This window comes from Pseudomonas sp. V98_8 (assembly GCF_029967975.1).
In the GTDB taxonomy this organism is placed as follows: Bacteria; Pseudomonadota; Gammaproteobacteria; order Pseudomonadales; family Pseudomonadaceae; genus Aquipseudomonas; species Aquipseudomonas umsongensis.
The window spans coordinates 1-26447 of the sequence record NZ_JASCAE010000087.1; the positions used below are offsets into that span (position 1 = coordinate 1).

Annotated in this window: 19 protein-coding genes, 2 tRNA genes and 1 riboswitch; of the genes, 2 read left to right on the plus strand and 19 right to left on the minus strand. The window is 59.7% G+C overall.

The window, feature by feature from the left end:
• Positions 1-120: 120 nt before the first annotated feature.
• The 6 genes from QLG10_RS27735 to ltaE all read right to left on the minus strand — a co-directional run bounded on the left by QLG10_RS27735 (position 121) and on the right by ltaE (position 5940).
• A tRNA-Arg gene (locus tag QLG10_RS27735) sits at positions 121-197 on the minus strand.
• A gap of 107 nt (positions 198-304) precedes the next feature.
• Positions 305-395: transfer RNA gene (locus QLG10_RS27740), tRNA-Ser, on the minus strand.
• A 62-nt stretch (positions 396-457) separates the two neighbouring features.
• Complete coding sequence (csrA, locus tag QLG10_RS27745; RefSeq protein WP_002554426.1) at positions 458-646, minus strand: carbon storage regulator CsrA; 189 nt, start codon at positions 644-646, stop codon at positions 458-460.
• Between the two features lie 188 nt (positions 647-834).
• The gene (locus QLG10_RS27750; RefSeq protein WP_110755162.1) at positions 835-2076 is read right to left on the minus strand and encodes an aspartate kinase; all 1242 of its coding nucleotides are present in this window, start codon (positions 2074-2076) and stop codon (positions 835-837) included.
• A 91-nt stretch (positions 2077-2167) separates the two neighbouring features.
• Complete coding sequence (gene alaS, locus QLG10_RS27755; RefSeq protein ID WP_282488360.1) at positions 2168-4789, minus strand: alanine--tRNA ligase; 2622 nt, start codon at positions 4787-4789, stop codon at positions 2168-2170.
• 146 nt (positions 4790-4935) lie between these two features.
• On the minus strand, positions 4936-5940 hold the full coding sequence (gene ltaE / locus QLG10_RS27760; RefSeq protein ID WP_110755160.1) for a low-specificity L-threonine aldolase: 1005 nt from the start codon (positions 5938-5940) through the stop codon (positions 4936-4938).
• Positions 5941-6136: 196 nt separating this feature from the next.
• Positions 6137-6308, plus strand: a riboswitch (FMN riboswitch).
• Positions 6309-6406: 98 nt separating this feature from the next.
• Between ltaE and QLG10_RS27765 the strand changes: the two genes are divergently transcribed.
• Positions 6407-6919 (plus strand): 6,7-dimethyl-8-ribityllumazine synthase, encoded by a 513-nt coding sequence (locus QLG10_RS27765; protein WP_020800781.1) that lies wholly within the window; start codon positions 6407-6409, stop codon positions 6917-6919.
• Positions 6920-7047: 128 nt separating this feature from the next.
• On the opposite strand, the gene astE is transcribed toward QLG10_RS27765, so the two are convergent.
• The 7 genes from astE to QLG10_RS27800 all read right to left on the minus strand — a co-directional run bounded on the left by astE (position 7048) and on the right by QLG10_RS27800 (position 14907).
• Positions 7048-8058, minus strand: a complete 1011-nt coding sequence (gene astE / locus QLG10_RS27770; RefSeq protein ID WP_020800780.1) for a succinylglutamate desuccinylase — start codon at positions 8056-8058, stop codon at positions 7048-7050.
• A gap of 12 nt (positions 8059-8070) precedes the next feature.
• Positions 8071-8361, minus strand: coding sequence for a hypothetical protein (locus QLG10_RS27775; RefSeq protein ID WP_008057983.1), 291 nt, complete (start codon positions 8359-8361; stop codon positions 8071-8073).
• Positions 8362-8423: 62 nt separating this feature from the next.
• Positions 8424-9770, minus strand: a complete 1347-nt coding sequence (gene astB, locus QLG10_RS27780; RefSeq protein WP_110755158.1) for an N-succinylarginine dihydrolase — start codon at positions 9768-9770, stop codon at positions 8424-8426.
• A 138-nt stretch (positions 9771-9908) separates the two neighbouring features.
• Positions 9909-11378, minus strand: a complete 1470-nt coding sequence (astD, locus tag QLG10_RS27785) for a succinylglutamate-semialdehyde dehydrogenase (RefSeq protein WP_177411688.1) — start codon at positions 11376-11378, stop codon at positions 9909-9911.
• Complete coding sequence (astA, locus tag QLG10_RS27790; RefSeq protein ID WP_282488361.1) at positions 11375-12400, minus strand: arginine N-succinyltransferase; 1026 nt, start codon at positions 12398-12400, stop codon at positions 11375-11377. The genes astD and astA overlap by 4 nt, the downstream gene beginning before the upstream one ends.
• A gap of 74 nt (positions 12401-12474) precedes the next feature.
• Positions 12475-13494 carry an arginine/ornithine succinyltransferase subunit alpha gene (aruF, locus tag QLG10_RS27795; protein WP_020800776.1) on the minus strand — a complete coding sequence of 340 codons (1020 nt, stop codon included), beginning with the start codon at positions 13492-13494 and terminating at the stop codon, positions 12475-12477.
• Positions 13495-13686: 192 nt separating this feature from the next.
• Entirely contained in the window at positions 13687-14907 is a 1221-nt protein-coding gene (locus QLG10_RS27800) for an aspartate aminotransferase family protein (protein WP_282488362.1), read from the minus strand.
• A 306-nt stretch (positions 14908-15213) separates the two neighbouring features.
• Here QLG10_RS27800 and QLG10_RS27805 point away from each other — a divergent pair, with 306 nt between their 5' ends.
• A complete protein-coding gene (locus QLG10_RS27805; RefSeq protein ID WP_282488363.1) occupies positions 15214-20244 on the plus strand; it encodes a DUF6543 domain-containing protein in 5031 nt (1676 codons plus the stop codon).
• Between the two features lie 71 nt (positions 20245-20315).
• Here the strand turns inward: QLG10_RS27805 and argR are convergent, their stop codons facing one another.
• The 6 genes from argR to QLG10_RS27835 form a co-directional block, all read right to left on the minus strand.
• The gene (gene argR, locus QLG10_RS27810) at positions 20316-21296 is read right to left on the minus strand and encodes a transcriptional regulator ArgR (RefSeq protein WP_033043292.1); all 981 of its coding nucleotides are present in this window, start codon (positions 21294-21296) and stop codon (positions 20316-20318) included.
• A 248-nt stretch (positions 21297-21544) separates the two neighbouring features.
• Positions 21545-22309 carry an ATP-binding cassette domain-containing protein gene (locus QLG10_RS27815; RefSeq protein ID WP_007971015.1) on the minus strand — a complete coding sequence of 255 codons (765 nt, stop codon included), beginning with the start codon at positions 22307-22309 and terminating at the stop codon, positions 21545-21547.
• A 27-nt stretch (positions 22310-22336) separates the two neighbouring features.
• Positions 22337-23449, minus strand: a complete 1113-nt coding sequence (locus tag QLG10_RS27820; protein WP_282488364.1) for a M14 family metallopeptidase — start codon at positions 23447-23449, stop codon at positions 22337-22339.
• Position 23450: 1 nt separating this feature from the next.
• A complete protein-coding gene (locus tag QLG10_RS27825; RefSeq protein WP_188265470.1) occupies positions 23451-24149 on the minus strand; it encodes an ABC transporter permease in 699 nt (232 codons plus the stop codon).
• Entirely contained in the window at positions 24146-24835 is a 690-nt protein-coding gene (locus QLG10_RS27830; protein WP_008058010.1) for an ABC transporter permease, read from the minus strand. Before QLG10_RS27830 ends, QLG10_RS27825 begins: the two co-directional genes overlap by 4 nt.
• Positions 24836-24927: 92 nt before the next feature.
• Positions 24928-25704 carry an ABC transporter substrate-binding protein gene (locus QLG10_RS27835; RefSeq protein ID WP_110755154.1) on the minus strand — a complete coding sequence of 259 codons (777 nt, stop codon included), beginning with the start codon at positions 25702-25704 and terminating at the stop codon, positions 24928-24930.
• Between the last annotated feature and the right edge of the window lie 743 nt (positions 25705-26447).

The window sequence follows — 26447 nt, forward strand, 5'->3', positions numbered from 1 at the left end:
GACCGCTCGGTTCGTAGCCGAGTACTCTATCCAGCTGAGCTACGAGTGCATTTGTGTTTTTAGACCAGATCACAACTGGCTGGAGCCAAGTTATTCACATCACTGCAAACAACTCTTAAATGGTGCACTCGACAGGATTCGAACCTGTGACCGCTCGGTTCGTAGCCGAGTACTCTATCCAGCTGAGCTACGAGTGCATTTGTTGCCGCGCATTATAGGCCGTCTAATCTCTATGTCAAGCACTTTTTCTAGTAATTTCAACAACTTACCGAAGAAGCCAGATTACAACGTACTACGCAAATAATGGCGGAGAACGGGGGATTCGAACCCCCGACACCCTTTTGAGGTGTACTCCCTTAGCAGGGGAGCGCCTTCGGCCACTCGGCCAGCTCTCCGCAACACGGGGCGTATCTTAACCAACCTTTTCCCCGTTTGCAAACATAAAAAACGATAAAAATTAATGGCTTGGTTCTTCGTCCTTCTCTTTCTTTATACGCAGGTAAATTTCCTCACGATGGACCGCAACCTCTTTCGGGGCGTTGACACCGATGCGCACTTGATTTCCTTTGACGCCGAGCACGGTCACGGTGATTTCGCCATCACCAATAATCAGGCTTTCTGCGCACCGACGAGTCAGAATCAGCATACCTTTCTCCTCACGCATTACATTTTCAGGGACAACAGTCTGCAAAAAAAAGGCACTCGACCTACAACCAAAGTGGTCGAAGGCCTACATGCCTGAGTATTGACCAGCGCGAGCAAAAGAACAGCCTTGGGGTCGCGCCTTGCAAAAAAACAAAGGGCGCGGTCAAACCGCGCCCTTTGGCAAACGCATCACTCGCCCTGGCGGACCGGTGCGTCCAGTTCGAAAGCCGTGTGCAAGGCGCGCACAGCCAGTTCCAGGTACTTCTCTTCGATCACCACGGAGACTTTTATCTCCGACGTCGAGATCATCTGGATGTTGATGGTTTCCTTGGCCAGCGCTTCGAACATGCGGCTTGCAACGCCTGCGTGGGAGCGCATGCCAACGCCGACGATCGACACCTTGGCGATCTTGGTGTCGCCGATGACTTCACGGGCACCCAGCTCGCCAGCGGTTTTCTCCAGCACGGTTTGCGCCGCCTGGTAGTCGTTGCGGTGCACGGTGAAGGTGAAGTCGGTGGTGTTATCGTGCGCGACGTTCTGCACGATCATGTCGACTTCAATGTTCGCGGCGCTGATAGGGCCGAGAATCTTGAAGGCAACGCCTGGGATGTCTGGCACGCCACGGATGGTCAGCTTGGCTTCATCGCGGTTGAAAGCGATACCGGAAATGATCGGCTGTTCCATGGTTTCCTCTTCATCAATAGTAATGAGGGTGCCCGGACCCTCCTTGAAGCTGTGCAATACGCGCAGCGGGACGTTGTACTTGCCGGCGAATTCCACCGCACGGATCTGCAGCACCTTGGAACCGAGGCTGGCCATTTCCAGCATCTCCTCGAAGGTGATCTTGTCCAGGCGCTGAGCCACGGACACCACGCGCGGGTCTGTGGTGTAGACGCCATCGACGTCGGTGTAGATCTGGCATTCGTCAGCCTTCAGGGCCGCTGCCAGGGCCACGCCGGTGGTGTCGGAACCGCCACGACCGAGGGTGGTGATATTGCCGTGCTCGTCGACGCCCTGGAAACCGGCGACAACCACCACGCGACCGGCCTTAAGGTCACCACGAATCTTCTGGTCGTCAATCTGCAGGATACGCGCTTTATTGTGTGCGCTATCCGTCAGGATCCGTACCTGGTTGCCGGTGTAGGACACCGCCGGCACACCGCGCTTGATCAGCGCCATGGCCAACAGGGCAATCGTCACCTGCTCACCGGTGGAGACGATCACGTCCAGCTCGCGTGGAACCGGTTGATCGCCGCCACTGATTTGCTTGGCCAGATCGATCAGACGGTTGGTTTCGCCGCTCATTGCAGACAGCACAACCACCAGGTCATCGCCGGCATCGCGGAATTTCTTAACCTTGTCGGCAACCTGCTCGATTCTCTCGACGGTGCCGACCGAGGTGCCTCCAAATTTCTGTACGATCAAAGCCATTTCAAAGCCGCCTCTGCCCATGAAGGGCGCCCAAATAAACACTCAAACAGCGTTGCGGCCCGCCACTAGACTGCGGACCGCAGGCACTGCCTTATAAACCCTGCTCTACAAACGGTACGGTCAGCGCCAGTGCCGCATCCAGGGCGCCAGCGTCGGTACCGCCGCCTTGCGCCATGTCTGGACGACCACCGCCCTTCCCGCCCACTGCCGCAGCGGCCTGTTTCATCAAATCACCGGCTTTGAGTTGGCCAGTCAGGTCTTTGGTTACGCCTGCAACCAGAACGACCTTTTCCTCATGGACACTGCCGAGCAGGATCACTGCGCGGCCGAGTTTGTTTTTCAGTTGATCGACCAGCGCCAGCAGCGCCTTGCCATCCTGCCCGTCCAGACGCACGGCCAGCACTTTCACGCCCTTGACGTCCAAGGCTTGCGCCGACAGGTCGTCACCCGCCGCACTGGCGGCCTTGGCTTGCAACTGCTCGAGTTGCTTCTCCAGCAGACGGTTGCGCTCCAGCACAGCCGACAGCTTGTCGATCAGGTTGTCGCGGCTGCCCTTGACCAGGCTGGCCGCTTCCTTGAGTTGCTCTTCCGCAGCGTTCAGGTAAGCCAGTGCTGCAGCGCCTGTCACTGCTTCGATACGGCGCACGCCAGAAGCCACACCGCCTTCGCTGATGATTTTCAGCAGGCCGATGTCGCCGGTACGGTTGGCGTGGATACCACCGCACAGCTCGACGGAGAAATTGCCCATGCTCAGCACGCGCACGTTGTCGCCGTATTTCTCGCCGAACAGCGCCATGGCGCCTTTTTGCTTGGCGGTTTCGATATCGGTTTCTTCGGTTTCAACTTCGGAGTTCTTGCGAATCTCGGCGTTGACGATGTCTTCCAGCGCTTTGAGCTGCTCAGGCTTGATGGCTTCGAAGTGGCTGAAGTCGAAGCGCAGGCGCTGACTGTCGACCAACGAGCCTTTCTGCTGAACATGATCACCCAGCACCTGACGCAATGCAGCGTGCAGCAAGTGAGTTGCCGAGTGGTTCAGCGAAGTGGCGTGACGCACTTCGGCATCGACATGAGCCTCGACCGGAGCACCGACGATCAGGCTACCCGAGTCCAGCACACCGTGGTGCAGGAACGCGCCGCCGGTCTTGGTGGTGTCGCGCACGTCGAAACGCGCAGCACCCGCCTGGAGGAAGCCGCAATCACCGATCTGACCACCGGATTCGGCATAGAACGGCGTCTGGTTCAGAACCACCACGCCCTCGTCGCCTTCATTCAACACGTCGACCGATTGCCCGTCTTTATAGAGAGCAACGATTTTTGCCGAACCGCTGTGGGCGGTGTAGCCGGTGAACTCGGTGTCCACATCGACCTTGACCAGGCTGTTGTAGTCCATGCCGAAGGAGCTGGCCGAACGGGCACGGACGCGCTGGGCTTCCATCTCGCGCTCGAAGCCTGCTTCGTCGATGGTCAGGTTGCGCTCGCGAGCGATGTCGCCAGTCAGGTCCATCGGGAAACCGTAGGTGTCGTAGAGTTTGAACACTACGTCGCCTGGCACCACGTCGCCCTTCAATTCGGCCAGGTCCTGCTCGAGGATCTTCAGGCCCTGTTCCAGGGTCTTGGCGAATTGTTCTTCTTCGGCCTTGAGCACGCGCTCGATGTGCGACTGCTGGGATTTCAATTCCGGGAAGGCTTCGCCCATCTCGGCGACCAGGGCCGCGACGATCTGGTAGAAGAAGCTGCCCTTGGCGCCCAGTTTGTTGCCGTGACGGCAAGCGCGACGAATGATGCGGCGCAGCACATAACCGCGGCCTTCGTTGGACGGCAGCACGCCGTCGGCGATCAGGAAGCCGCAGGAACGAATGTGGTCAGCCACGACTTTCAGCGAAGCCTGGGCATCGTTGGTGCAACCGATGGCCTTGGCCGAAGCGCTCAACAGGCTCTGGAACAGGTCGATTTCATAGTTCGAGTGAACGTGCTGCAGCACGGCACTGATACGCTCCAGGCCCATGCCGGTGTCCACCGACGGCGCTGGCAGCGGGTGCAACACGCCATCGGCGGTGCGGTTGAACTGCATGAACACGTTGTTCCAGATTTCGATGTAGCGGTCGCCGTCTTCTTCCGGCGAGCCCGGTGGGCCACCCCAGATGTCGGCGCCGTGATCGTAGAAAATCTCGGTGCAAGGGCCGCACGGGCCGGTATCGCCCATGGTCCAGAAGTTGTCGGAGGCGTAAGGCGCGCCCTTGTTGTCGCCGATGCGAACCATGCGCTCGGCCGGAACCCCGATTTCCTTGGTCCAGATGTCATACGCCTCGTCATCGCTGGCGTAGACGGTGACCCAGAGCTTTTCCTTCGGCAGGTTCAGCCATTTGTCGGAGGTCAGGAAGTTCCAGGCGTAAGTGATGGCGTCACGCTTGAAGTAGTCACCGAAGCTGAAGTTACCCAGCATTTCGAAGAAGGTGTGGTGACGAGCGGTATAACCGACGTTTTCCAGGTCGTTGTGCTTGCCGCCGGCGCGCACGCATTTCTGGCTGCTGACGGCGCGGGTGTACGCGCGCTTTTCCTGGCCCAGGAAGCAGTCCTTGAACTGGTTCATCCCCGCGTTGGTGAACAGCAGGGTTGGGTCGTTGCCCGGAATCAAAGAGCTGGAGGCTACACGGGTGTGGCCTTGCTCTTCGAAGAAGCGAAGGAAGGCTTCACGGATTTCTGCGCTTTTCATTAGGTTCTTCCACGGAGGCTGCGGCCAAAGGCCTGTTCGAAACGTCAACAGACGAAGCGACGGCAAAGGGCCGCATTATATCGGCCCTGCGCGCGGGGTACAGCGTGTTTATACGATAGAAACGGTCAATTGGAGCGCTAACGCTATCACTTACTGGAAAAGTCGACGAATGTCGCGACGACCTGCTCGATTTGAGTAGCGCTGACATCCATGTGCGTGACCATGCGCAGACGAGCGGCAGCACTGAGCCTGATCCCGCGTTCGGCGGCGAATGACTTGAGTGCTTCGGCCCTGTCGCCCATGGCGACGTAAACCATGTTGGTCTGCACCGGCTCGACCTCAAAACCTGCTGCACGCAGGCCTTGTGCCAGCAATTGGGCGTTGGCGTGGTCGTCGGCCAGGCGCTGGACGTTGTGGTCCAGCGCGTACAGGCCCGCCGCTGCCAGGATCCCGGCCTGGCGCATGCCGCCACCGACCATCTTGCGCAGGCGCCGTGCCTTGTCGATCAGCGCTGCCGAACCGCACAACACCGAACCCACCGGTGCGCCCAGGCCTTTTGACAGGCACACCGAGACGGAATCGAAATGCCGGGTGATTTCCCGCGCATCGACACCCAGCTTGACCGCCGCGTTGTAGAGCCGCGCACCGTCCAGATGCAGTTGCAACCCGTGTTCGCCGGTAAAGTTGCGCGCCCGTGCCAGGTATTCGAGGGGCAGGACCTTGCCTTGCATGGTGTTTTCCAGCGCCAGCAAACGGGTGCGGGCAAAGTGGAAGTCGTCCGGCTTGATCGCCGCCGCGACCTGCGCAAGGTCCAGCGAGCCATCGGCCTGCACTTCCAGCGGTTGTGGCTGGATCGAGCCGAGTACCGCCGCCCCGCCACCTTCGTACTTATAAGTGTGAGCCTGCTGGCCGACGATGTATTCGTCACCGCGTTCGCAATGGGCCATCAAGCCCAGCAGGTTGCTCATGGTGCCCGTGGGGACGAACAGTGCCGCGGCAAAACCCAGGCGATTTGCCAGCTCGGCTTCCAGTCGATTGACCGTCGGATCCTCGCCATACACGTCGTCACCGGTGACGGCGGTGGCCATCGCGTCGAGCATGCCTGGGGTGGGTTGGGTGACGGTGTCGCTGCGAAGATCGATAACGCTCATGAATCTGGCCTCGGTTAGCAGGGGGAAATCCCTTTCAGACGGCAAGTACTGCGGTCATGCCCTCGAATATTCAACCCTTGGGCGGCAAACGACTTGCTGGTTCGACGAAAAAGTCGATAACAATCATCAAATAGCAGCCATGCACAGATGAGAAATATGTGATAAAAAAGCTGCGCCGCCAAACAATCTGGCGGCAAAACGTTCTCAGGGCGGGGTGCAACTCCCCACCGGCGGTAATTGCGTGCAACACGCATAGCCCGCGAGCGCTTGGTGACAGACACGGCCTTTGCCGTGCATGGCGACAAGGTCAGCAGACCCGGTGTGATTCCGGGGCCGACGGTCATAGTCCGGATGAAGAGAGAACGGGATTGGCGCCAAAGGGCCGTCCGCACTCATGCGAGTGTGCGTACCCTTAAATCCCATTCGATTCATAAGCCCTGTTTTTCACACAAACAGGAATCAGAACATGCAACCCACCGCAATCGACAGCAAAAGCAAACACCACCATGGCGAACGCGTTGCGTTCATCCAGGCCTGCTGGCACAAGGACATTGTCGACCAGAGCCGTAAAGGCTTCGTCGCTGAAATGATTGCCCAGGGTTATCAGGAGTCCGACATCGATTTCTTCGAAGTCGGCGGCGCCTTTGAAATGCCCCTGCACGCCAAGCTGCTGGCCAAGACCGGCCGTTATGCCGGCATCGTCGCGGCCGCCCTGGTGGTGGACGGCGGGATCTACCGTCACGAGTTCGTCGCCCAGTCGGTTGTCAGTGGCCTGATGCAGGTGCAACTGGAAACGGAAGTGCCTGTGTTCTCGGTATCGCTGACCCCGCACCACTTTCATGCGGGTGAAGAACTGCATCATAAGTTCTTCTTCGAGCATTTCGTGCATAAGGGTCAGGAAGCAGCGAAGACCTGCGCGGATACGCTGATGAAGATCCGTAGCCTGCGTCGCACGGAACCGCGCGCCGTAGCTGTCTAAACACTGAACCTTGTAGGAGCGAGCATGCTCGCGATGAAGCCTGGAACACCGCGGGGAGCCAGGCTTTGCGCGTTATCGTTGGCGACCATCGCGAGCATGCTCGCTCCTACAGAGGTTACATGCCGATGTCAGGCGAGGTTTTCGTCGGTGGTCGGCACGATCAGGATGCCGGCACGCAGGCCATTCTTCACCTTGGGGTTCGGGAAGATGATCCGGGCGCCCTCCTCCTCGATGATCCAGCGGGTATTGGCGATGTCTTCCGCCAGCAGGTAACCCACTTCCAACTCCGAAAAGTTCTCGATATCCACTGGCAGGTTCAGGCGGAAGTTGTCGCTGTGCTTGATGATTTCCCGTGCCACGCTGAACAGCTGCAAACCGTCCAACGCCTCTTCCGCCAACTCCGGCTCGGTACCTTCGATGATCTGTTTGAGACGGTTTTCCAGCAAGGAAACGTTCACCCCGTCGTTCTGCCCGAACGGCCGCGCCTTGCCCAGCTCGAGGGTGAAGGACTCGGCTCCGAGCTTGTCGTAGGTATAGGAACTGAAGACGATGGACGGTTTGTTCTGCAACAGCACCGCCTCCATGCCGGCGGCGCGAAGCCGGGCCAGTTCCTGGCGTGAATGCTGGCGATCTTCCTTCCAGGGGTACAAGGCGAACTGTTCGATTTTCGAGCCGCGAATCGCCGTGTGCAAATCGTAGTGCAGTCGCTGACGATCCGGCAGGCTGAAGAAACTGGCCGCCAGACGCTCCAGCTCACAGGCGCGCAGCGCTTCGGAGCCACTGCTTTGTTCGTGACGGCCATTGAACAGCCGATTGACGTCCTGCTCGACGAAACGCTCGCCCTTGCGAATGGCTTCAGGATTACCGAACAGGAACAGAATGCGGGCGCGCGGCTTCAGGTCGCCGCGGGCGATGTCATGCAACAGGCGATCGAGCAGTTCGATCGGCGCTGTCTCGTTGCCGTGGATACCGGCCGATAAAAGCAGGTCCAGGCCATTATCACGGGCTTGCGGCGGTCGCACTTCCAGCGCACCTTCGCTCAACCAGCGCATGCGCACGCCTTCGACAGTCAGTTGAGTCTTCTCCGCCGGTTCGCGGCCGGCGAGGGTCAGTTCAAGCAGTTTGCCGAGGGCGAGCATAGAGCGGTTTCCTTAATGGTCGTGATTGCAATCCGGGCCGTGAACATGTTCCTCGTCGTCGCCGAGGTCAGCCGGTTCCATTTCCAGTTGCAGACTTACCAGATTAGTCGCCAATGGGCGCAACAGCAGGTTGGCGTATTCGGCATCGCCTTCTTCGACGTCCACGCCGATCAGCAATTGGCCACGACCATCGTGCTGGATCCACAGCTCTTTGCCTTGCCACATGACCGCGACGCGGGTGCAGGACGTTTCCAGTTGCGTGCCGTCGGTGTCTTCAAGGATCAGCTGCAGTTTGTCGCTCATGTCTTTTACGCTCTCAGTGGAGATGAAGCGGCGCGCCGTCGTGCATGACAACGCACCGTCGATCAATTGATCTGGAATGGATAAACCGCGCCCAGTTTAAGGATTTGCGTCAGTTCATCCAGTGCCGTCCGGCACTCGAGCAGCAATTGCGGGTCCGCCAGATCGTTTTCGGTCATGCGGTCGCGGTAGTGCTTCTCGACCCATTCGGTCAGGGTGCCGTACAACGGTGCCGTCATGATAACCCCTGGGTTGACGGCCGCCAGCTCGGTTTCGTTGAGCGCAACACGCAACCTCAGGCAGGCAGGGCCTCCGCCGTTCTGCATGCTCTGCTTGAGATCGAAGACCTTCACTTCGCTGATCTGGCCGCCGGAGCTGGTCAAACCCTGCAGGTATTGCCATACGCGTTCGTTGCCACGGCATTCTTCCGGCACGATCAACAGCATGGAGCCGTCAGGACGCGACAGCAGTTGGCTATTGAACAGGTAGGACCGCACCGCGTCTTCGACGGTTACCGCGGAACGCGGAACACAGATCGATTGAAATTTCCCACCGACCTTGGCGAGTTTGCTCTGCAGTTCGGCGAGCATTTTCTCGGTCTCGAGGAAAGCGTCCTCGTGATAGAACAGCACTTCACCGTTACCGACCGCGATCACGTCATTGTGGAACACGCCCTGGTCGATCACCGACGGGTTCTGCTGCGCGTAGACCACGCCGTCATCGCTCAGGCCGTGCAGGCGAGCGACTGCCTGCGACGCTTCGAGAGTCTGGCGCGCCGGGTATTTCTGCGGTGCCGGGTAGCGGGTGTCGAAAGCACTGCGACCGAACACGAAGAATTCGACACCGGCTTCGCCGTATTCACGGCAGAAACGCGTGTGGTTGGCCGCGCCTTCGTCACCGAACTGCGCCACGGCCGGCAGCGCGGCGTGGTGGGCGAAGTGCTTCTGGTCGGCAAACATGGCACCCAACACGCGACTGGTGGTCGGGTGCTCGATGCTGCGATGGTACTTGCAGTTGAGGTTGGCGGCGGTGAAATGCACGCGGCCATCCGCGGTGTCGGCGCTCGGGCTCACTGTGGCAGCGTTGGCCACCCACATGCTCGATGCCGAGCAGCTGGCGACCAGCAATGGCATGGCTTCCTTGGCGGCGCGCTCGATGACTTGAGCGTCGGTGCCGCTGAAACCGAGGCGACGCAGGGCAGCCACGTCCGGGCGCTCCTGCGGGGCCAATACGCCTTGCTGGAACCCCATTTCCATCAGCGCTTTCATCTTCGCCAGGCCTTGCAGCGCGGCTTCCTTGGGGTTGGAAGACTGCTGGCTGTTGCTCTGGGACGCGACGTTACCGTAGGACAGGCCGCCGTAGTTATGGGTCGGCCCCACTAGACCGTCAAAATTGACTTCATAGGATTTCATCAGCGAGGCTCCACGAGAATCTGTTGTTATGGCTTCAAGTAACAAATCTTTTAGACCGAGTCGCGGCCTTCGCGAGCAGGCTCGCTCCCACATTGGAATGCATTTCCCTGTGGGAGCGAGCCTGCTCGCGAACGGCCGTCACACCATCTTCACGCCGGGCGTCAAAGCGGCGGGCAACACCAGGCTCGGGGTTTCCAGCGAGGCCACCGGGTATGCACAGTAATCCGCTGCGTAGTAGGCGCTGGCGCGGTGGTTGCCCGAGGCGCCGACGCCACCGAATGGCGCGCTGCTGGCCGCGCCGGTCAATTGCTTGTTCCAGTTGACGATACCGGCGCGGCTTTCCAGCCAGAACTGCTGGTAGCGCGCTTCGGAATCCGACAGCAGGCCGGCTGCCAGACCATATTCGGTGTCGTTGGCTTGCGCGATCGCCGCTTCAAAATCAGCGTAGCGGATCACTTGCAGCAACGGACCGAACAGCTCTTCGTCCGGGCGATCAGCTACCCCAGTGACGTCCAGAATGCCTGGGGTCAGCAAGGCGGCCTGCGCTTGCGGCTGAGTCATTTCCAGCAGCGCCACGGCGCCGTTGGCCAGCAAATGCTCCTGGGCATCCATCAACGCTTTAGCCGCGCCGAGGGAAATCACCGAGCCCATGAAAGGCGCCGGTTGCTGATCGAACGCGCCAACTTCAATCGTCGAGCTGACTGCCACCAGGCGCGCCAGCAATGTGTCGCCCCAAGCGCCCTGCGGTACCAGCAAGCGGCGGGCACAGGTGCAGCGCTGGCCGGCGGAGATGAACGCCGACTGGATAATGGTGTAGACAGCGGCATCGAGATCGGCGACCTGATCCACCACCAGCGGATTGTTACCCCCCATCTCCAGGGCAAGGATCTTGTCCGGACGACCGGCAAATTGCTGGTGCAGGTGATTGCCGGTACGGCTGGAACCCGTGAAGAACAGGCCGTCGATGCCCGGGTTCGCCGCCAGGGCAATACCGGTTTCGCGAGCGCCCTGCAGCAGGTTCAGCACGCCCGCCGGCAAACCGGCTTCGATCCAGCACTTGACCGTCAGTTCGGCGACTTTCGGCGTCAGCTCACTTGGCTTGAACAGCACACAGTTACCGGCCAGTAAGGCCGGCACGATGTGCCCGTTCGGCAAGTGCCCAGGGAAATTGTAGGGCCCGAACACCGCCACCACACCGTGCGGTTTGTGGCGCAGCACGGCGGTGGCGTCGCCCAGTGGGCCGCTCTTCTCGCCAGTACGCTCACGGTAGCTCTGCACCGAGATCGCAATTTTGTTGACCATGCTGGTGACTTCGGTGGCGGCTTCCCACAGGGGCTTGCCGGTTTCCTCACCGATGGCATGCGCCAGTTCGTCCGCGTGATTTTTCAGCGCTGCGGCGAAGGCTTCCAATACCGAAATACGTTCTTGCAGGGTGCGACGGGCCCAGCCCGGGAACGCCTGACGCGCAGCCTGTACCGCCGATTCGACCTGATCCGCAGTGGCACCGTTGCCAGACCAAAGGACTTGCTGGGTCACCGGGTTCAGCGACTCAAAGGCTTCGCCCTGACCTGCCAGCCATTCACCTGCGATGTATAGCGATTTCATTATTTCGACTCCCGAGCAGCAGACAACGCCACGGCGCGCACTTGATCGCCTGCGTTGAGTTGAAGACGTTTGGCGGTCAGCGGATCGACCACCAGCGTGCCGGCGGCCAGACGTGCCGGAGCGGCAGTGATGCGGCAGTCTTCGCGCTTGCGGTTGTGAATGATGAACGGCGTGGCGTCGTCACCCGGCGTGCCGATAGCCAGCACCAGCGCCTGGCTGTCGCGCACGGCGCGGATCTTGCCGGTTTCGCACTCGATGGCCGGGCCCGCGTCGAAAATGTCGACGTAGCCCTGGTAGCTGAAACCTTCGCTCTTGAGCATGGCCAGCGCCGGTTCGGTGTCCGGGTGCACCTGGCCAATCACGTTGCGCGCATCGGGCGACAGGAAGCAGGTGTACAGCGGGAACTTCGGCATCAGCTCGGCAATAAAGGCCTTGTTGCCCACGCCGGTCAGATAGTCAGCCTGACTGAATTCCATCTTGAAGAAGTGCCGCCCCAGGCTTTCCCAGAACGGTGAACGCCCGGCTTCATCGGAAACCCCGCGCATCTCGGCGATGATCTTGTTGCCAAACAGTTGCGGGAACTCGGCGATGAACAGCATCCGCGCCTTGGACAGCATGCGGCCGTTGAGGCCACTGCGGTAATCGGCATGCAGGAACAGCGAGCACAGCTCGGAATTGCCGGTCAGGTCGTTGGCCAGGAACAGCGTCGGGATTTCACGGTAGATGTTCAGCTCTTGCGAAGCACTGACCGTCAGGCCGACCCGGAAGTTGTACCAGGGCTCACGCAGGCCCACGGCGCCAGCGATGGCGGAAATGCCCACCACGCGGGCATTGTCGTCTTCGAGCACGAACAGGTAGTCCGCATCGGCTCGCCCGGCTTCGCCACGGAAGGTCTTCTCGGCCCAGCCGACCCGGTGGGCCAGACGCTCTTCGTTGGCCGGCAAGGTGGTCAGGCCGGTGCCGGTGCTGCGGGCCAGGTCGATCAGAGCGGGTAAATCGCTGCTGCGTACGGGACGAACGATCATGCTATCTCCTCAAACGGGCCGCTTGCGCCACCCGTGAAACTCGCTGCTTTTCAGGCATTTTTTTCAAGCAGGCGTTAAACCGCCACCAGGCGCACGCTCGCACCTTCACCGACACCCAGGGTCTCGGCCGCTTCCAGATCCAGGGTCACGGGCTTGCCCGGCGCGTAATCGAGCTCGAGCATGATTGCGCGGTAATCCTGTAACTGGGCATTGGCCACCAGGTATTGACGACCGGCACCCTTGACTGGCTCACCGATTTTCACCGGCACCACGCGGCTCTGGGCGATCGAACGGATCCCCGAAACACGCGCATGCAGGGTCGGGCCGCCATCGAAGATGTCGATGTAGTGATCGGTTTCGAAGCCTTCGCGCATCAAAATGTCGAAGGTGATCTGCGCCCGCGGGTGCACCTGGCCCATGGCTTCCTGAGCGGAGTCCGGCAGCAGCGGGACGTAGATCGGATAGTGCGGCATCAGCTCGGCGAGGAAGGTCCGGCTCTTCAGACCGCACAGACGCTCGGCTTCGGCGTAGTTGAGATCGAAGAAGTTGCGGCCGATGGCATCCCAGAACGGCGAATCGCCATTTTCGTCGCTGTAGCCGACGATCTCGGTCACCACTGAATCGGCGAAGCGCTCCGGGTGGCTGGCCACGAACAGCAAGCGGCCACGTGAATTGAGCTCCGCCCACGGTGAACCCACCAGCTCACGTTGCACGTAGAAACTGGTCAATAGGCTATTGCCCGTGAGGTCGTGGCACTGCGAGAGCACGTGAATCTTGTTATGAATCTTCAGCTCGCGGGAGGCGTGCACGAAGGTTTCATTACGGAAACTGTAGAACGGCTCGGAATAACCCGCCGAGGCGACGATCGCCGAACAGCCCACCAACTTGCCGGTGGCCGTGTCTTCAAGTACGAAGAAATAGCTCTCTTCACCGTTGAAGCTGACTTCGGCCGCGAACGAGGCTTCGCTCGCGGCGATCTTGTCGCTCAGGCGTTCAACGTCATCCGGCAAGGAAGTGACACCAATCGGGCTGTCCGCAGCCAGACGCTGTACCTCGCCCAGATCAGCCATTTGCGCGGGGCGCATCACCAGCATGGTGTCACTCCTTTCTCATACTCTTGAGGAAAATAAGCCGGACCCTTGTGGGAGCGAGCCTGCTCGCGAAGGTATGTCAGCAACATCGATGTCGGCTGACACACCTTCGCGAGCAGGCTCGCTCCCACATAAAAAACGGGCCCGGCATAAAAATTGGGTTCGACGCCTGACTTGCAGGCGTCGAAGGATCTATCAGGCTTGCGTCAGTTTTGCCGCGGCACGTTCGAAACGGTGCAGACCTTCGTCGATGTCCGCGTCTTCGACCACCAGGCTTGGCGCGAAACGCACCACGTCCGGGCCGGCTTGCAGCACCATCAGGCCTTCTTTTTCAGCGGCGTTGAAGATGTCCTTGGCCTTGCCTTTCCAGGCATCGCTCAGTACGCAACCGATCAACAGGCCCAGGCCACGAACCTGGGTGAACAGACCGTACTTCTCGCCGATCTGCTCCAGGCGCGCCTTGAACTTGTCGTGCTTGGCGTTGACACCGGCCAGCACTTGGGGTGTGTTGATCACATCGATCACGGCTTCGGCGACTGCGCACGCCAGCGGGTTGCCGCCGTAGGTGGTGCCGTGGGTGCCGACGACCAGATGCTTGGCCAGGTCTTCGGTGGTCAGCATTGCCGCGATCGGGAAACCGCCGCCCAGGCTCTTGGCGCTGGTCAGAATGTCTGGAATCACGCCGTAATGCTGGTAGGCAAACAGATGACCGGTACGGCCCATGCCGGTTTGCACTTCGTCGAAGATCAACAGCGCGTTGTGCGCGGTGCAGAGTTCGCGGGCACCTTGCAGGTATTCGAGTTCCGCCGGGATTACGCCGCTCTCACCCTGGATCGGCTCCAGTACCACGGCGCAGGTCTTGTCGGAAATGGCAGCTTTCAGCGCGGCCAGGTCGTTGTACGGCACATGGGTGATACCGGTGATCTTCGGACCGAAGCCATCGGAGTACTTCGACTGGCCACCGACGTTCACGGTGAACAGGGTACGGCCGTGGAAGCTGTTGAGCGCGGCAATGATCTCGTACTTCTCGCTGCCGAAGCGGTCGAAACCGACACGACGGGCCAGCTTGAAGGCCGCTTCGTTGGCTTCGGCGCCAGAGTTGCAGAAGAAAGCACGCTCGGCAAAGGTGGCATCGACCAGCTTATGGGCCAGGCGCAGGGCCGGCTCATTGGTGAACACGTTGGACACGTGCCACAGCTTGTTGGCCTGCTCGGTCAAGGCACCGACCAGCGCCGGATGTGCGTGGCCCAATACGTTGACGGCGATCCCGCCGGCGAAGTCGACCAGTTCGCGACCGGACTGGTCCCAAACGCGGGAACCGGCGCCACGCACGGGAATGAAGGCGGCTGGCGCATAGTTGGGAACCATTACCTGGTCGAAATCGGCGCGTTCTACCGCAGCGTGCTCAACGGACATCGGAGTCTCCTGAAGAGAAAACACTCGCCTGAAACTGGCGAGCTTGGTGAGGATTGTAAGGACAGTTTTCAGCCCGGCCTTGCCGCCAAGCGACAACTTCTTATAGCGCCAAACCCGGTTTTGCCCGGGTTTATGGCAATGCGACAAATAGCGTCGCAAAGGCGCAGTTTAAACTGCTGGAGGGGTTAGAGGCAGCGTCGTCGGGATTTCAATTCAAACACTTGCGCCCCCCTTAATTATGTACCGCATCCTGAGGGAGGCTTTCTGTTTTGCTCGGCGCTCTCTTAACGCTAAAGGATTGGCAGGATGCACCCAACCGACGAACAACCCGTGACCGTTCCGGTTCAAGCGATACTCGCGCAACACCCGGACACCCACTATCTACCTCTTGGCGCCGCCATACCGCATTGGTTGGGCCAGGCTTCGTCCGCCAAGCGCCAGGCGTTGAAAAACACCCGCCCTCGGCTCCCCGAACGACTCAAGGCAGCGCCAGCCCGGGATCACGAAACACTCAAGGCGCTCAACGCGGCCCACTGGACGGCGCAAAATGAAGTCGATCGAATGCTGGAACACTTGCGAGACGCGAGCGCCTTTGCCGAGCCCTTGCTCAAAGCGGCGCTGAAATCACGATTCGGCCTCGATCTGGACGTCAGGAAAACCTTCTTGCGCCTGTACATCCCCGCGACGATCCCGTGGTTCCCGATCAGGACCGGCGCGGCCCGCACCTGGACGATTTCGCTGCTGGACGCGGCCTTGCACAACTTTGAAGACAGGGAAACCGAAGACGGCGCCTATGAGCCTGACTCGACTTTCATAACCGAGCCCTCTGCGTCCGGACAATTCGATACCCTGCCCGATATCAAGCGCACCCTCTCCATCGCGGCGTTCACCAGTTTGTGCCGGGAGCTGGATATCGGCAGCCAATACACCACCCACCTCAAGGATGCCCTGGGCCTGTCCAACCCTGAGGTCGCGGCCACCCTGCAACCCAAAGTGGCGATTAGTCAAAAAGCGGCGCTCAAAGCGGCGCTGCAATTTGCCCGGATGAACGGAGACATCCAGACGGATTACTTTCACCTGATTCAGGGCTTGCTCGATGGCCTGCAAGGCATGCGACTGGATGGACTGGCCTTGCGGTGTCACGACTTGACGATGATGTCCAGCAAACTCACCGGCATCGTGATTTTCGCCCCGGACCTTGAACAGGATCGAAAAGTGGTGCGGGTAGTGGCATATGTCCCGGAAGACCCGGAGCACCCGATCAAGGAGTACAGCTCGCTCGCCGAAATGATCAAGGAACTGACCCGGCAGTTGCGCTCAAGCGATTACCAGCGTTTTTTCAGTCGGTTCGTGGCCCATGAGCAAAGAGGTTACTTCTTCGGCGACCTGAGTCATCGCCTGGCCAAAGTGACATGGCATCAACCCGTCAAAGGCAGCTCCCTGCCCACCTGGCGGGAGACGCCCATCGACGATCCCAATCTGCAATTCGCTGCCACCCCGTTGGACGACAATTTGTGGCAACACCTCTATCGGGAAAAACTGAACAAGATCCTCAATGACGCACGGGTCATTGCCGTTTCAACCGCCACCGCCGACCAGAACGCCCGCTGGGCATTGTGGGACTCCTTCTCAAAGGTGGCTTCCAGGATCCTTGAAATGGCAGCGTTCATTGTTGCGCCGCTCATCCCTTACCTGGGGGAGCTGATGATGGCCTATATGGCCTATCAACTGCTCGACGAAGCGTTCGAAGGCATCATCGATTGGGCACAGGATCGGACCACCGAAGCGTTCGAGCACCTCATGGGCGTGGCCGAATCGCTGGTCCAGCTGGGTGCCTTTGCAATTGGGGGCACCATCGTCGCTGGTGAGTACCGTGCCGTGCTTCCCGGCGAAATCGTGAAATTCATCGACCAGTTCAAACCGGTCAAGGCCCGCAACGGTAAAACCCTTTACTGGAAACCGGATCTGAGCCCCTACGAACAGAAAATGACTCTGGCGCAAGATTCCAGGCCCAACGACCTTGGCCTGCACCGGCACGAGGGTAAAAACATAGTGCCCATCGAGGGTGCGCACTACGCCGTGAGCGAGCACCCTGACAGCGGCCGGTACCACATCGAGCATCCGAGCCGACCCGACGCCTACAAGCCAATCGTGCGGCACAACGGTGATGGTGCGTGGTACACGGAACTGGAGCAACCACTGGAGTGGGACACAGCCACTGCATTGCGCCGTATCGGCCACCCTGTCGAATCGTTTTCTCCTGCCCGGCGCGCGCAGATCCTCAAGGTCAGCGGTTACTCGGAAAACGCCCTGCGCAAAATGCACGTCAACCAGGAGCCGTTACCGCCACTGCTGGCCGACACGATCGAGCGCTTCAAAATAGATGAGCAGTTGCAACTCTTTGCTGATCAGATCGCCAGCGACCTGCCTGAACAATACCTCGACGCCGATCCAAAATTTCAGCTGCAGACGCTTGAGGATGCCGGCTTATGGCCCGACAGCCAACGACTGTGCCTGCTCGATGAACAAGGACAGATCGCCTGGGCGTCTTCAACCAACGAGAACCTGCCCCTGACAGTGATTCGCCAAGGCAGGCTGAGCGACGGCGATGTGCTCAAGACACTCCTTCAAACCCTTGATGACACACAAGTGAGAACGCTGCTGGGCCAAGAATTCAGCGGCCCGATCGTCACCCTCGAGACCCGCACCACCGCCCTGAGGACGAAATTGGCGCAGATTGCCAAGGAGCAAAGAGCGTCGCGCTTTGACGCCCTCTACAGTTCTCGCGGGCAAAACGAAGATCCACTGCTACAAACCATTGTCCAGGCTGAACCAGAGCTGCCTTCAAGCGTCGCGCGCGAACTGCTGAACGTTGCCACCGGCTCGGAACTGCAACACATCGGCCAGGGACAATTGCCTGAGCGACTGGTGACACTGGCCAACGCGGCCAAGCAGGAAGTGCGTGTCACTCACGCCTATGGAGGACTGGAACTGGCGTCCGTTGAAAGTCCGGATACCGACGTACTCGCCTTGCACACCCTGGAAACCCTGCCCGGCTGGTCCGCCGACGTGCGCATCGAGGTGCGCAATGACTCCTTCGCCGCAGAACTGCAGGACAGTATCGGCCGCGAGGATGCAGCCATACGCAAAGTCCTGGTCCGCCTGGAAAACGGTAGGTACCAGGCCTACGACAGCGAGGGACAGCAGCTCCATGGAGCGGCGGACTTCTACACCAGCATCCTGCAGGCATTGCCAGACGCCGAGCGCGTCGCACTGGACACGCACATCGGCCAGGGGGAGAAGCTCAAACAGATGGTTCGCGACAAGCCTCTGGAGAGAAACGAGCTTCGCACGGCGCTGTCGCTCCAGCCCATCCATGAACCGGTCATCGACACACTGCGCCTGCTGGGCATGCAAGGGTATCCGCGCATGATGGGTGAGACTCCACGCACACTGGAAGAAAGGGTACGGGAGGTTTACCCCAGCCTTTCTGGCGAAGAGATCCAGTCCATGGTTCAGACGCTGCAAAGCCATGCTGCTGGCCCGCGCGCAGAACTCTCGCGCTTGCGTAACGAATACTTTGAGCTGGTGAATGATCTGCATATCTGGGCAAACGATCCCCCGCGCTTGCACCCGCAAACCGGCGCCAGGCTCAGCGCGCAGGAGTCGACAGCCGCCAGACGAAATCGAAGACTGTTCAGGGAAGAAATACTGCGCTGCTGGCGCAGGGAAAGTGATCATTTTGATGATTCGGGCGCCAGCAGCGGCTATATCTTGCGCTTCTCCAACCCGATTCTCGGCGAGCTCCCCGCCCTGAGCGCCGACTTCAGCCATGTCACCGCCTTGTCGCTCAACAACAGCACCCATGCCAGCGGCGTTGATTCCTTTCTTGAGGGTTTCGCACAACTGCGTCGCCTGGAAATGCGTGACTTCGCCCTGGAAAACCTGCCGCAGGCCATCAGTGCCCTGGCAGATCTCGAAGAAGTGGTGTTGAGTGACTGCAACCTGGTACTCAATCCGCAAAGCCAGGCCACGATTTCCTCGCTGAACAAGCTCTTGATCCTGGACCTGTACAACAACCCCCTGGGCCTGGTCCCCGACCTGACAAACCTGGCGCAACTGACTTACCTCGACCTCTCGAATACGCATATTTCCAGGCTGCCTGCCGGACTCGAGAATCATCCGGCAATTAAAACGGCCATCCTCAGTGACAATCAGATCACCGAACTGCCGGCCTCCCTCTTCGAGATGCACGACAACATTGGCGAAGAATTCGATTTCGGCAATAACCCACTGTCCCCGGCTACCCGAGAACGCGTGAAGGCCTACTTCAACCAGACCGGGTATGACCTGGGGGTGTATGCCGAACAGGCTGATCTGGATCGCGCAAAAGCGCTCTATCCTGCGTTGGACGATGAAGAAGCGAGTGAATTCATCTATCGCTTGCCCGGCACGCTGGAGCAAGGACGAACCGTACTGTCACGCAAGGAGGCCGAACTCAGCGCCTTGATCAGCGACCTTGGCGTATGGATGACCGATATTCCCCAAGACCACCCCATCACCGGCAACCCACTCAATGCCGAGCAACTGCTTCAGGAGCAATACAAAAGAAGGGAATTTACGCAGAGCCTGGAACGGTGCTGGCGCCAGATACCGACAGAAAGCGTGACCATGAGCGAGTACGGGTTCGCGTCGACCTTGCCGATCATGGGAGAGTTACCGGTGCTGACAGCCGACTTCAGCCACGTGTCCGAAATGTTACTGACGAGCGCTGGCGAGATTGCCCCGAGGGCAAGCCGGTTCCTGGAGTACTTCCCGAATCTGGAAAGCCTTACCGTTCGCAACTATCAACTGGATAACATCCCCGAAGCCATCTTCAGGATGGCAAGGTTGACGGCATTGAGCCTGCCTGAATGCCGTATCACCCTGACTCGGCAGAGCCTGGATGGATTGGCAGGCATTGAGCACCTTGACCATCTGAATCTCAGGAACAATCCCCTTGGTCCAAGCCCTGACCTCAGCAATATGAGGGGTATTTCCACCCTGAACCTGAGTCATACCGGCATCACTGAACTGCCGGCAGGTTTGCTCAACATTGATACCTTGACCGACGTCGACCTGAGCCATAACGCAATCACCGAAATGCCAGCCGAGCTCATGGAAGTCCATCCGGATCGCAGTGACGGTTTTGATTTCAGTGGCAATCCATTCTCTGAAGAAAGCCTGCAACGCATTGCCGCTTACTTTCGCAAGACGGGCAACGATCTGAATATTGACGGGATAGCCAACAGGCCCGCGGCGCCGGATGAGGCTCCGGATATCGACATGGAAGACTGAGCGCCGCTCAGGTGCCAAGGGCGCGGGTGAGTCATCACTGCCCTTGGCCTGCGCCGAATAGCCCGACCTGCCTAGCCCCGCTCCGAAGGCACCGAGGACAATTCGAACGGGCTGCTGCTGCGCCGCTGGTTGCGATCTTCCCGCGGCGTGGCGCCGAAGAAATTGCGGTAGGCGCTGGAGAAATGCGGGCCCGAAGAGAAACCACAGGACAGGCCGATCTGGATGATCGACTTGCTGGTTTGCATCAACATCTGCCGCGCCTTGTTCAGGCGCAGCTCCAGGTAGTACTGGCTCGGCACGCGATTGAGGTATTGCTTGAAGATCCGTTCCAGTTGTCGACGGGACACGCACACATGCTGGGCGATTTCGTCTGTGGTCAGCGGCTCTTCGATGTTCGCTTCCATCAGCAGCACCGCCTGGGTGAGCTTTGGATGGCTGGAACCCAGACGGTTCTGCAATGGGATGCGTTGGCGCTCACCGCCCTCGCGAATACGCTCGACCACCAATTCTTCCGACACTGCGCCGGCCAGTTCGGCGCCGTGATCACGAGCCAGTACCGCCAACAGCAGGTCGAGCACCGACATGCCGCCACAGGCGGTCAGGCGATCACGATCCCAATCGAACAGATGACTGGTGGCGATGACTTTCGGAAAACGTTCGGCGAAATCGTCCTGCCAGCGCCAGTGCACCGCGGCGCGGTAGCCGTCGAGCAAGCCCAGTTGCGCCAACGGATAAACACCGGCCGACAGCCCGCCGATCACACAACCGGCACGCACCAATTGCTTGAGCGCACTGCTCAGGGCCGGCGCGAGACTGGTCGGTGGCTCATCGGCGAGCAGGAACAGTTTCTGGAAGTTTTCGAGCTTGCCGGCCCAGGGTTCACCGGGCAATTGCCACTGACCTTCGCCCTGCGGTTCGGCTTGCAGGAACGACAGCTCATAAACCACGTCGGGATGCACACGCTGGGCAACCCGCAAGGCCTCCTCAGCCAGCGCCAGCGTCAGTGCTTTTGTGCTGGGCCATATCAGGAAACCTATTCGATGGGCAGTCATGGGCGAGCGATCCGAAGCGAAGAACAGTGATGAAGGCATGGGCCAATGCTAGCCCGTAAATGAACACAAATCTCAAAACCGACGGGTATCAACTGTAGGAGCCGGCTTGCTGGCGATGGGGTTGTGTCTGTGCCAGATGTTTAAACTGACTCACCGCTATCGCCAGCAAGCCGGCTCCTACAGGAGATCGGGAGCCAGCCTTGAGACTGCGAAGCATGCACTATAGCGGTGCACAACGGCAGCCTTGATTACTTCAGGCTGCCCGAAAGGAATTGCTGCAAACGTTCGGACTGTGGATTGACCAGCACCTCACGCGGGTTGCCGCTTTCTTCAACAACGCCTTTGTGCAGGAACACCAGCTGGTTCGATACTTCACGGGCGAAGCCCATTTCGTGGGTCACCACGACCATGGTCCGGCCTTCCTGGGCCAGGGCCTGCATGACCTTCAGCACGTCACCGACCAGTTCCGGGTCGAGGGCCGAAGTCGGTTCGTCGAACAGCATCACCTCTGGCTCCATCGCCAGCGCGCGGGCGATCGCCACACGCTGCTGTTCGCCACCGGACATATGGCCCGGGTAAGCATCTTTACGATGCGCTACACCGACCTTGTTCAGGTAGTGCTCGGCCTTTTCACGGGCCTCGGCCTTGGAAACACCGAGCACGTGAACCGGCGCTTCCATGATGTTTTCCAGTGCGGTCATGTGCGACCACAGGTTGAAATGCTGGAACACCATCGACAGGCGCGAACGCATGCGTTGCAGCTGTTTCGGGTCGGCGGCCTTCAGCGCGCCGTCCTTGTTCGCCACCAGCTTCAACTCTTCGTTGTTGAGCAGGATCTTGCCGGCATGCGGCTGCTCCAGCAGGTTGATGCAGCGCAGGAAGGTACTCTTGCCGGAGCCACTGGAGCCGATGATGCTGATCACATCGCCAGCCGCCGCTTTCAGGGACACGCCCTTGAGCACTTCGTGACTGCCATAGCGTTTATGCAGGTCTTGGACTTCAAGCTTGTACATGCGGTCGGTTCTCACAAAAACAGTCAGTCAGTCGTTGAGCAAGCGCCCGTGACGCAGCGCTTCGCGCCCCGCCACCTTGGCCAGCCAGAAACCGGGTTGGGCGTAACGCAGCCGTTCAATGGCAAACAGCACCCCGGACGTACCAGCACACACCGTGCTGACCCGATCCGCCAGCGGATCGATCACTTCGAAAATTTCATCGCCCGCCTCAACCCATTCACCGGGTTTGCGCAGGAAACTCACCACACCCGGATGCGGGGCGAACAGCAGTTCGGTGCCTTCGAACGGCAGGCCTTCGCAAGGTTCGTGCGCCGCGTCCGGCCACTCGCCACTGATCAGGCCTTGCTCGGCGAGGAACGCCAGGATGCCTTCGGCGTGAGCCTCGGATTGCGCGCGACCGGTGTCGGCCTGCCCCCCCAATTCAATCGTAGTCGCCAGGCACGCCAGCGGAATCTGCGCGTCCGGGAACAGACGCGACAGGCGCAGCCACGGCAGCGAACAGGCTTCATCGAAGGAGCTGCCGCCGGAATCTTCCGCCAGCAGGCCGACCTTCACATTCAGGTGCGCCGCCAGCGAACGCCACTGCGGCCAATGCTGTGGCAAGGCGTACATGTGCAGCGCCGCTTCGGCGTCGCAATGCAGGTCCAGCACCACATCGGCGGTGCAGGCGTGGCTGAGCAGAACACGCTGCATGCCTTGCAACTGACTGCTCGCCTCGGGCAATGCCGCCAGATGATCACTCATGGCCTGGCGGATTAAACGAATATTGGCGTGCGGATCATCACCCAGGTGCCCATCGAGTTGCGCAGCCACTGGCGCGCTCAACTCAACGAAATCCCGATTGAAATTCTTGCCGCTACCGGCCTCGAAACGCCCTTGATGATTGCCCTGAAGCAACTGACCGAGGCCCAGTGGATTGGCCACCGGCACCAGTTCGATCACACCGTTCAACAGACCTTGGGCTTCGAGTTCGGCCAGGCGCTTTTTCAGGGCCCAGGCCGTGCGCATGCCCGGCAATTCATCGGCGTGCAGGCTGGCCTGGATGTAGGCCTTGCGCTCGCCACCGCCGAAGCGGAACACCGAAATCCAGCGCTCACTGCCCAGGTGGCTCCACGGCAAAGCATGATCGATGCGTTCCATATCAGTGCTTCCGCGGGGCCAGGTAGCCCAGCCAGCGGCGCTCGGCCATCTTGAACAACTTCACCAGGATGAACGTCAGGCACAGGTAGAACACGCCGGCAGTGATGTACGCCTCGAACGGCAGGTAGAACTGGGCGTTGACCGTGCGCGCGGCACCGGTAATGTCGATCAGGGTCACGATGGACGCCAGGCTGGTGGTCTGCAGCATCATGATCACTTCGTTGCTGTACTGCGGCAGCGCACGGCGCAGGGCCGACGGCAGCAGGATGCGCTTGTACATCTTGACCCGCGACATGCCCATGGCCTTGGCGGCTTCGATCTCGCCGTTCGGCGTAGCGCGCAGGCTGCCGGCGATGATTTCGGCGGTGTAGGCGCTGGTGTTGATGGCGAACGCCAGGCACGCGCAGAACGTTGCGCTGGACAGCCACGGCCACAAGAAGCTTTCGCGAACGGCTTCGAACTGTGCCAGGCCGTAGTAGATCAAGAACAGCTGCACCAGCATCGGCGTGCCGCGGATCACGTAGGTGTAGAGCCACGCCGTCATGTTGACTGCAGCGTTTTTCGAGACGCGCATCAAGCCCAGCGGCAATGCACAGAGCAGGCCGAAGAACAGCGACAGCGCGAGCAACTTGAGGGTGGTCACCAGGCCGCCGAAGTACAGCGGCAAGGCCTCCCAAATGACGTTGTAGTCGAAGATCATAGCTCAGCCGCCCTTACGCCTACCGAGTAGCGCTTCTCGAGGTGACGCAATGCCAGCAACGAGACACTGGTGATCACCAGGTACATCGCCGCCACTGCGAGGAAGAAGGTGAAAGGCTCACGGGTAGCGTCTGCCGCCTGTTTGGCCTTGAACATCATGTCTTGCAGGCCCACCACCGAAATCAGCGCGGTGGCCTTGGTCAGCACCAGCCAGTTGTTGGTGAAACCGGGAATCGCCAGGCGAATCATCTGCGGTACCAGCACCCGGAAAAACACCTGGAAACTGCTCATGCCGTAGGCCATGCCGGCTTCGGCCTGCCCCTTGGGGATCGCCATGAACGCGCCACGGAAGGTTTCCGACAGGTACGCACCAAAGATGAAGCCCAGGGTGCCGATACCGGCGGCCAAGGGGTTCAGGTCGATGTATTCGTCATAACCCAGCATCGGCGCGACGCGGTTGAGCAGGTCCTGGCCGCCGTAGAAAATCAGCAGGATCAGCACCAGATCTGGAATGCCGCGAATCACCGTGGAATACAGGTCGCCCAGCCAGGCCAGCCAGCGCACTGGCGACAGGCGCAGCGCCACGCCAATCAGGCCCAGGACAATGGCCAGGGCCATGGACGACAAGGCGAGCTGAAGCGTCAGCCAAACGCCATCGAGGATGACAGCCCCGTAGCCTTTCAACATGATTCAGGTCCTCGAAAGTTGGGATGAAAAAATGGCGCAAACCTCAGAGATCCTGTTGCTTGCGCCATTTCGGACTTGTCGTTGCGACGTACTTACTTACCGTAAATGTCGAAATCGAAGTACTTGTCCTGGATTTGCTTGTACTTGCCGTTCTCGCGAATGGCAGCGATCGCGGTGTTGATCTTGTCTTTGAGCGCGTCGCCCTTGCGAACGGCTATACCCACGCCGTCGCCGAAGTATTTGACGTCAGTGAAGGCAGGCCCCACGAAGGCGAAACCCTTACCCGCGTCGGTTTTCAGGAAGCCGTCATTCAACAGGGTAGCGTCTGCCACGGTGCCGTCGAGGCGGCCGGCGGCCACGTCGAGATAAATTTCGTTCTGCGAACCGTAAGGCTTGATTTCGGCACCCAGCGGGGCCAGCACTTCACGGGCGAAACGCTCGTGGATCGAACCACGTTGCACGCCGATGTTCTTGCCCTTGAGCTCAGCAAGGTTGTCACCCACCTGAGTGCCGGCCTTCATGACCAGGCGCGCCGGGGTGTTGTAGTACTTGTTGGTGAAGTCCACGGACTTCTTGCGGTCTTCAGTGATCGACATGGACGACAGGATCGCGTCGATCTTGCGCACCTTCAGCGCAGGGATCAGACCGTCGAACTCTTGTTCGACCCACACGCACTTGACCTTCATCTCTTCACACAGGGCATTACCGATGTCGTAGTCGAAACCCACGATGCTGCCGTCCGGCGCTTTGGAAGCGAACGGAGGGTAAGCCGCTTCGATACCGATCTTCAGAGGTTTTTCATCGGCGAAGGATGGCAGGGACAGCAAGGCGGACATAGCCAGGGCGCCAAGCAGCACGAGTTTCTTCATCTTGGGACTCCATCGGTAAAGGGCTAAAACGGCAGAGTGAGCGATAGCCCAATATGCGAATGAGTGGAACCGGAAAGCGTTGCTGCGTTCTGGGATGCGGGTGTTGAAATTCAACACAGGCAACGACGAGCAAGTGATCGGCATTCTAACGACAGGCCCGAAGCCGATATTTCTTCAATGCGACAACTAATTACAGAAGCACCGAGAAAGCCGCCCGGGCACGTTGACAGCCTTGCAGAATCATGCAAGAGCAAAAGACAGTGAACCGATCAATATTGCAAGTTGCGGGCCTATTATTGGCAAACCCTTCTAATCCGGCAAGCGCAGCGTGGATTCTTATTGCTTGTGGAGGCCCCCAACAGGGCGTGGCGTTTCCCAACGCCCCGAATCGGCGCAGCGCGGTTACACATTCAGTTACTTGAAAGCTCGCGGGTAACAGTAGGAAACCTCCCACAGGGGAAGCCGATAATTATTGGCTGTTGTTTATGCGGTGACTGTTCTGTCCCCTTCGCGGGCAAGCCCGCTCCCACAGGATTGCGTGCACGCCGAAAATCCCTGTGGGAGCGGGCTTGCCCGCGAAGAGGCCAGCCCATACAACACAAAACCCTCAGTCAATAAAAAAGCCCCACCAGGCTCACACCTGGCAGGGCTTCGATGGACGCTGAAGGCTACTTACGCCACATTCATCGTCTTGTGCGTATCAATCAAATGCTGCACCACCCCCGGATCGGCCAGGGTGGAGA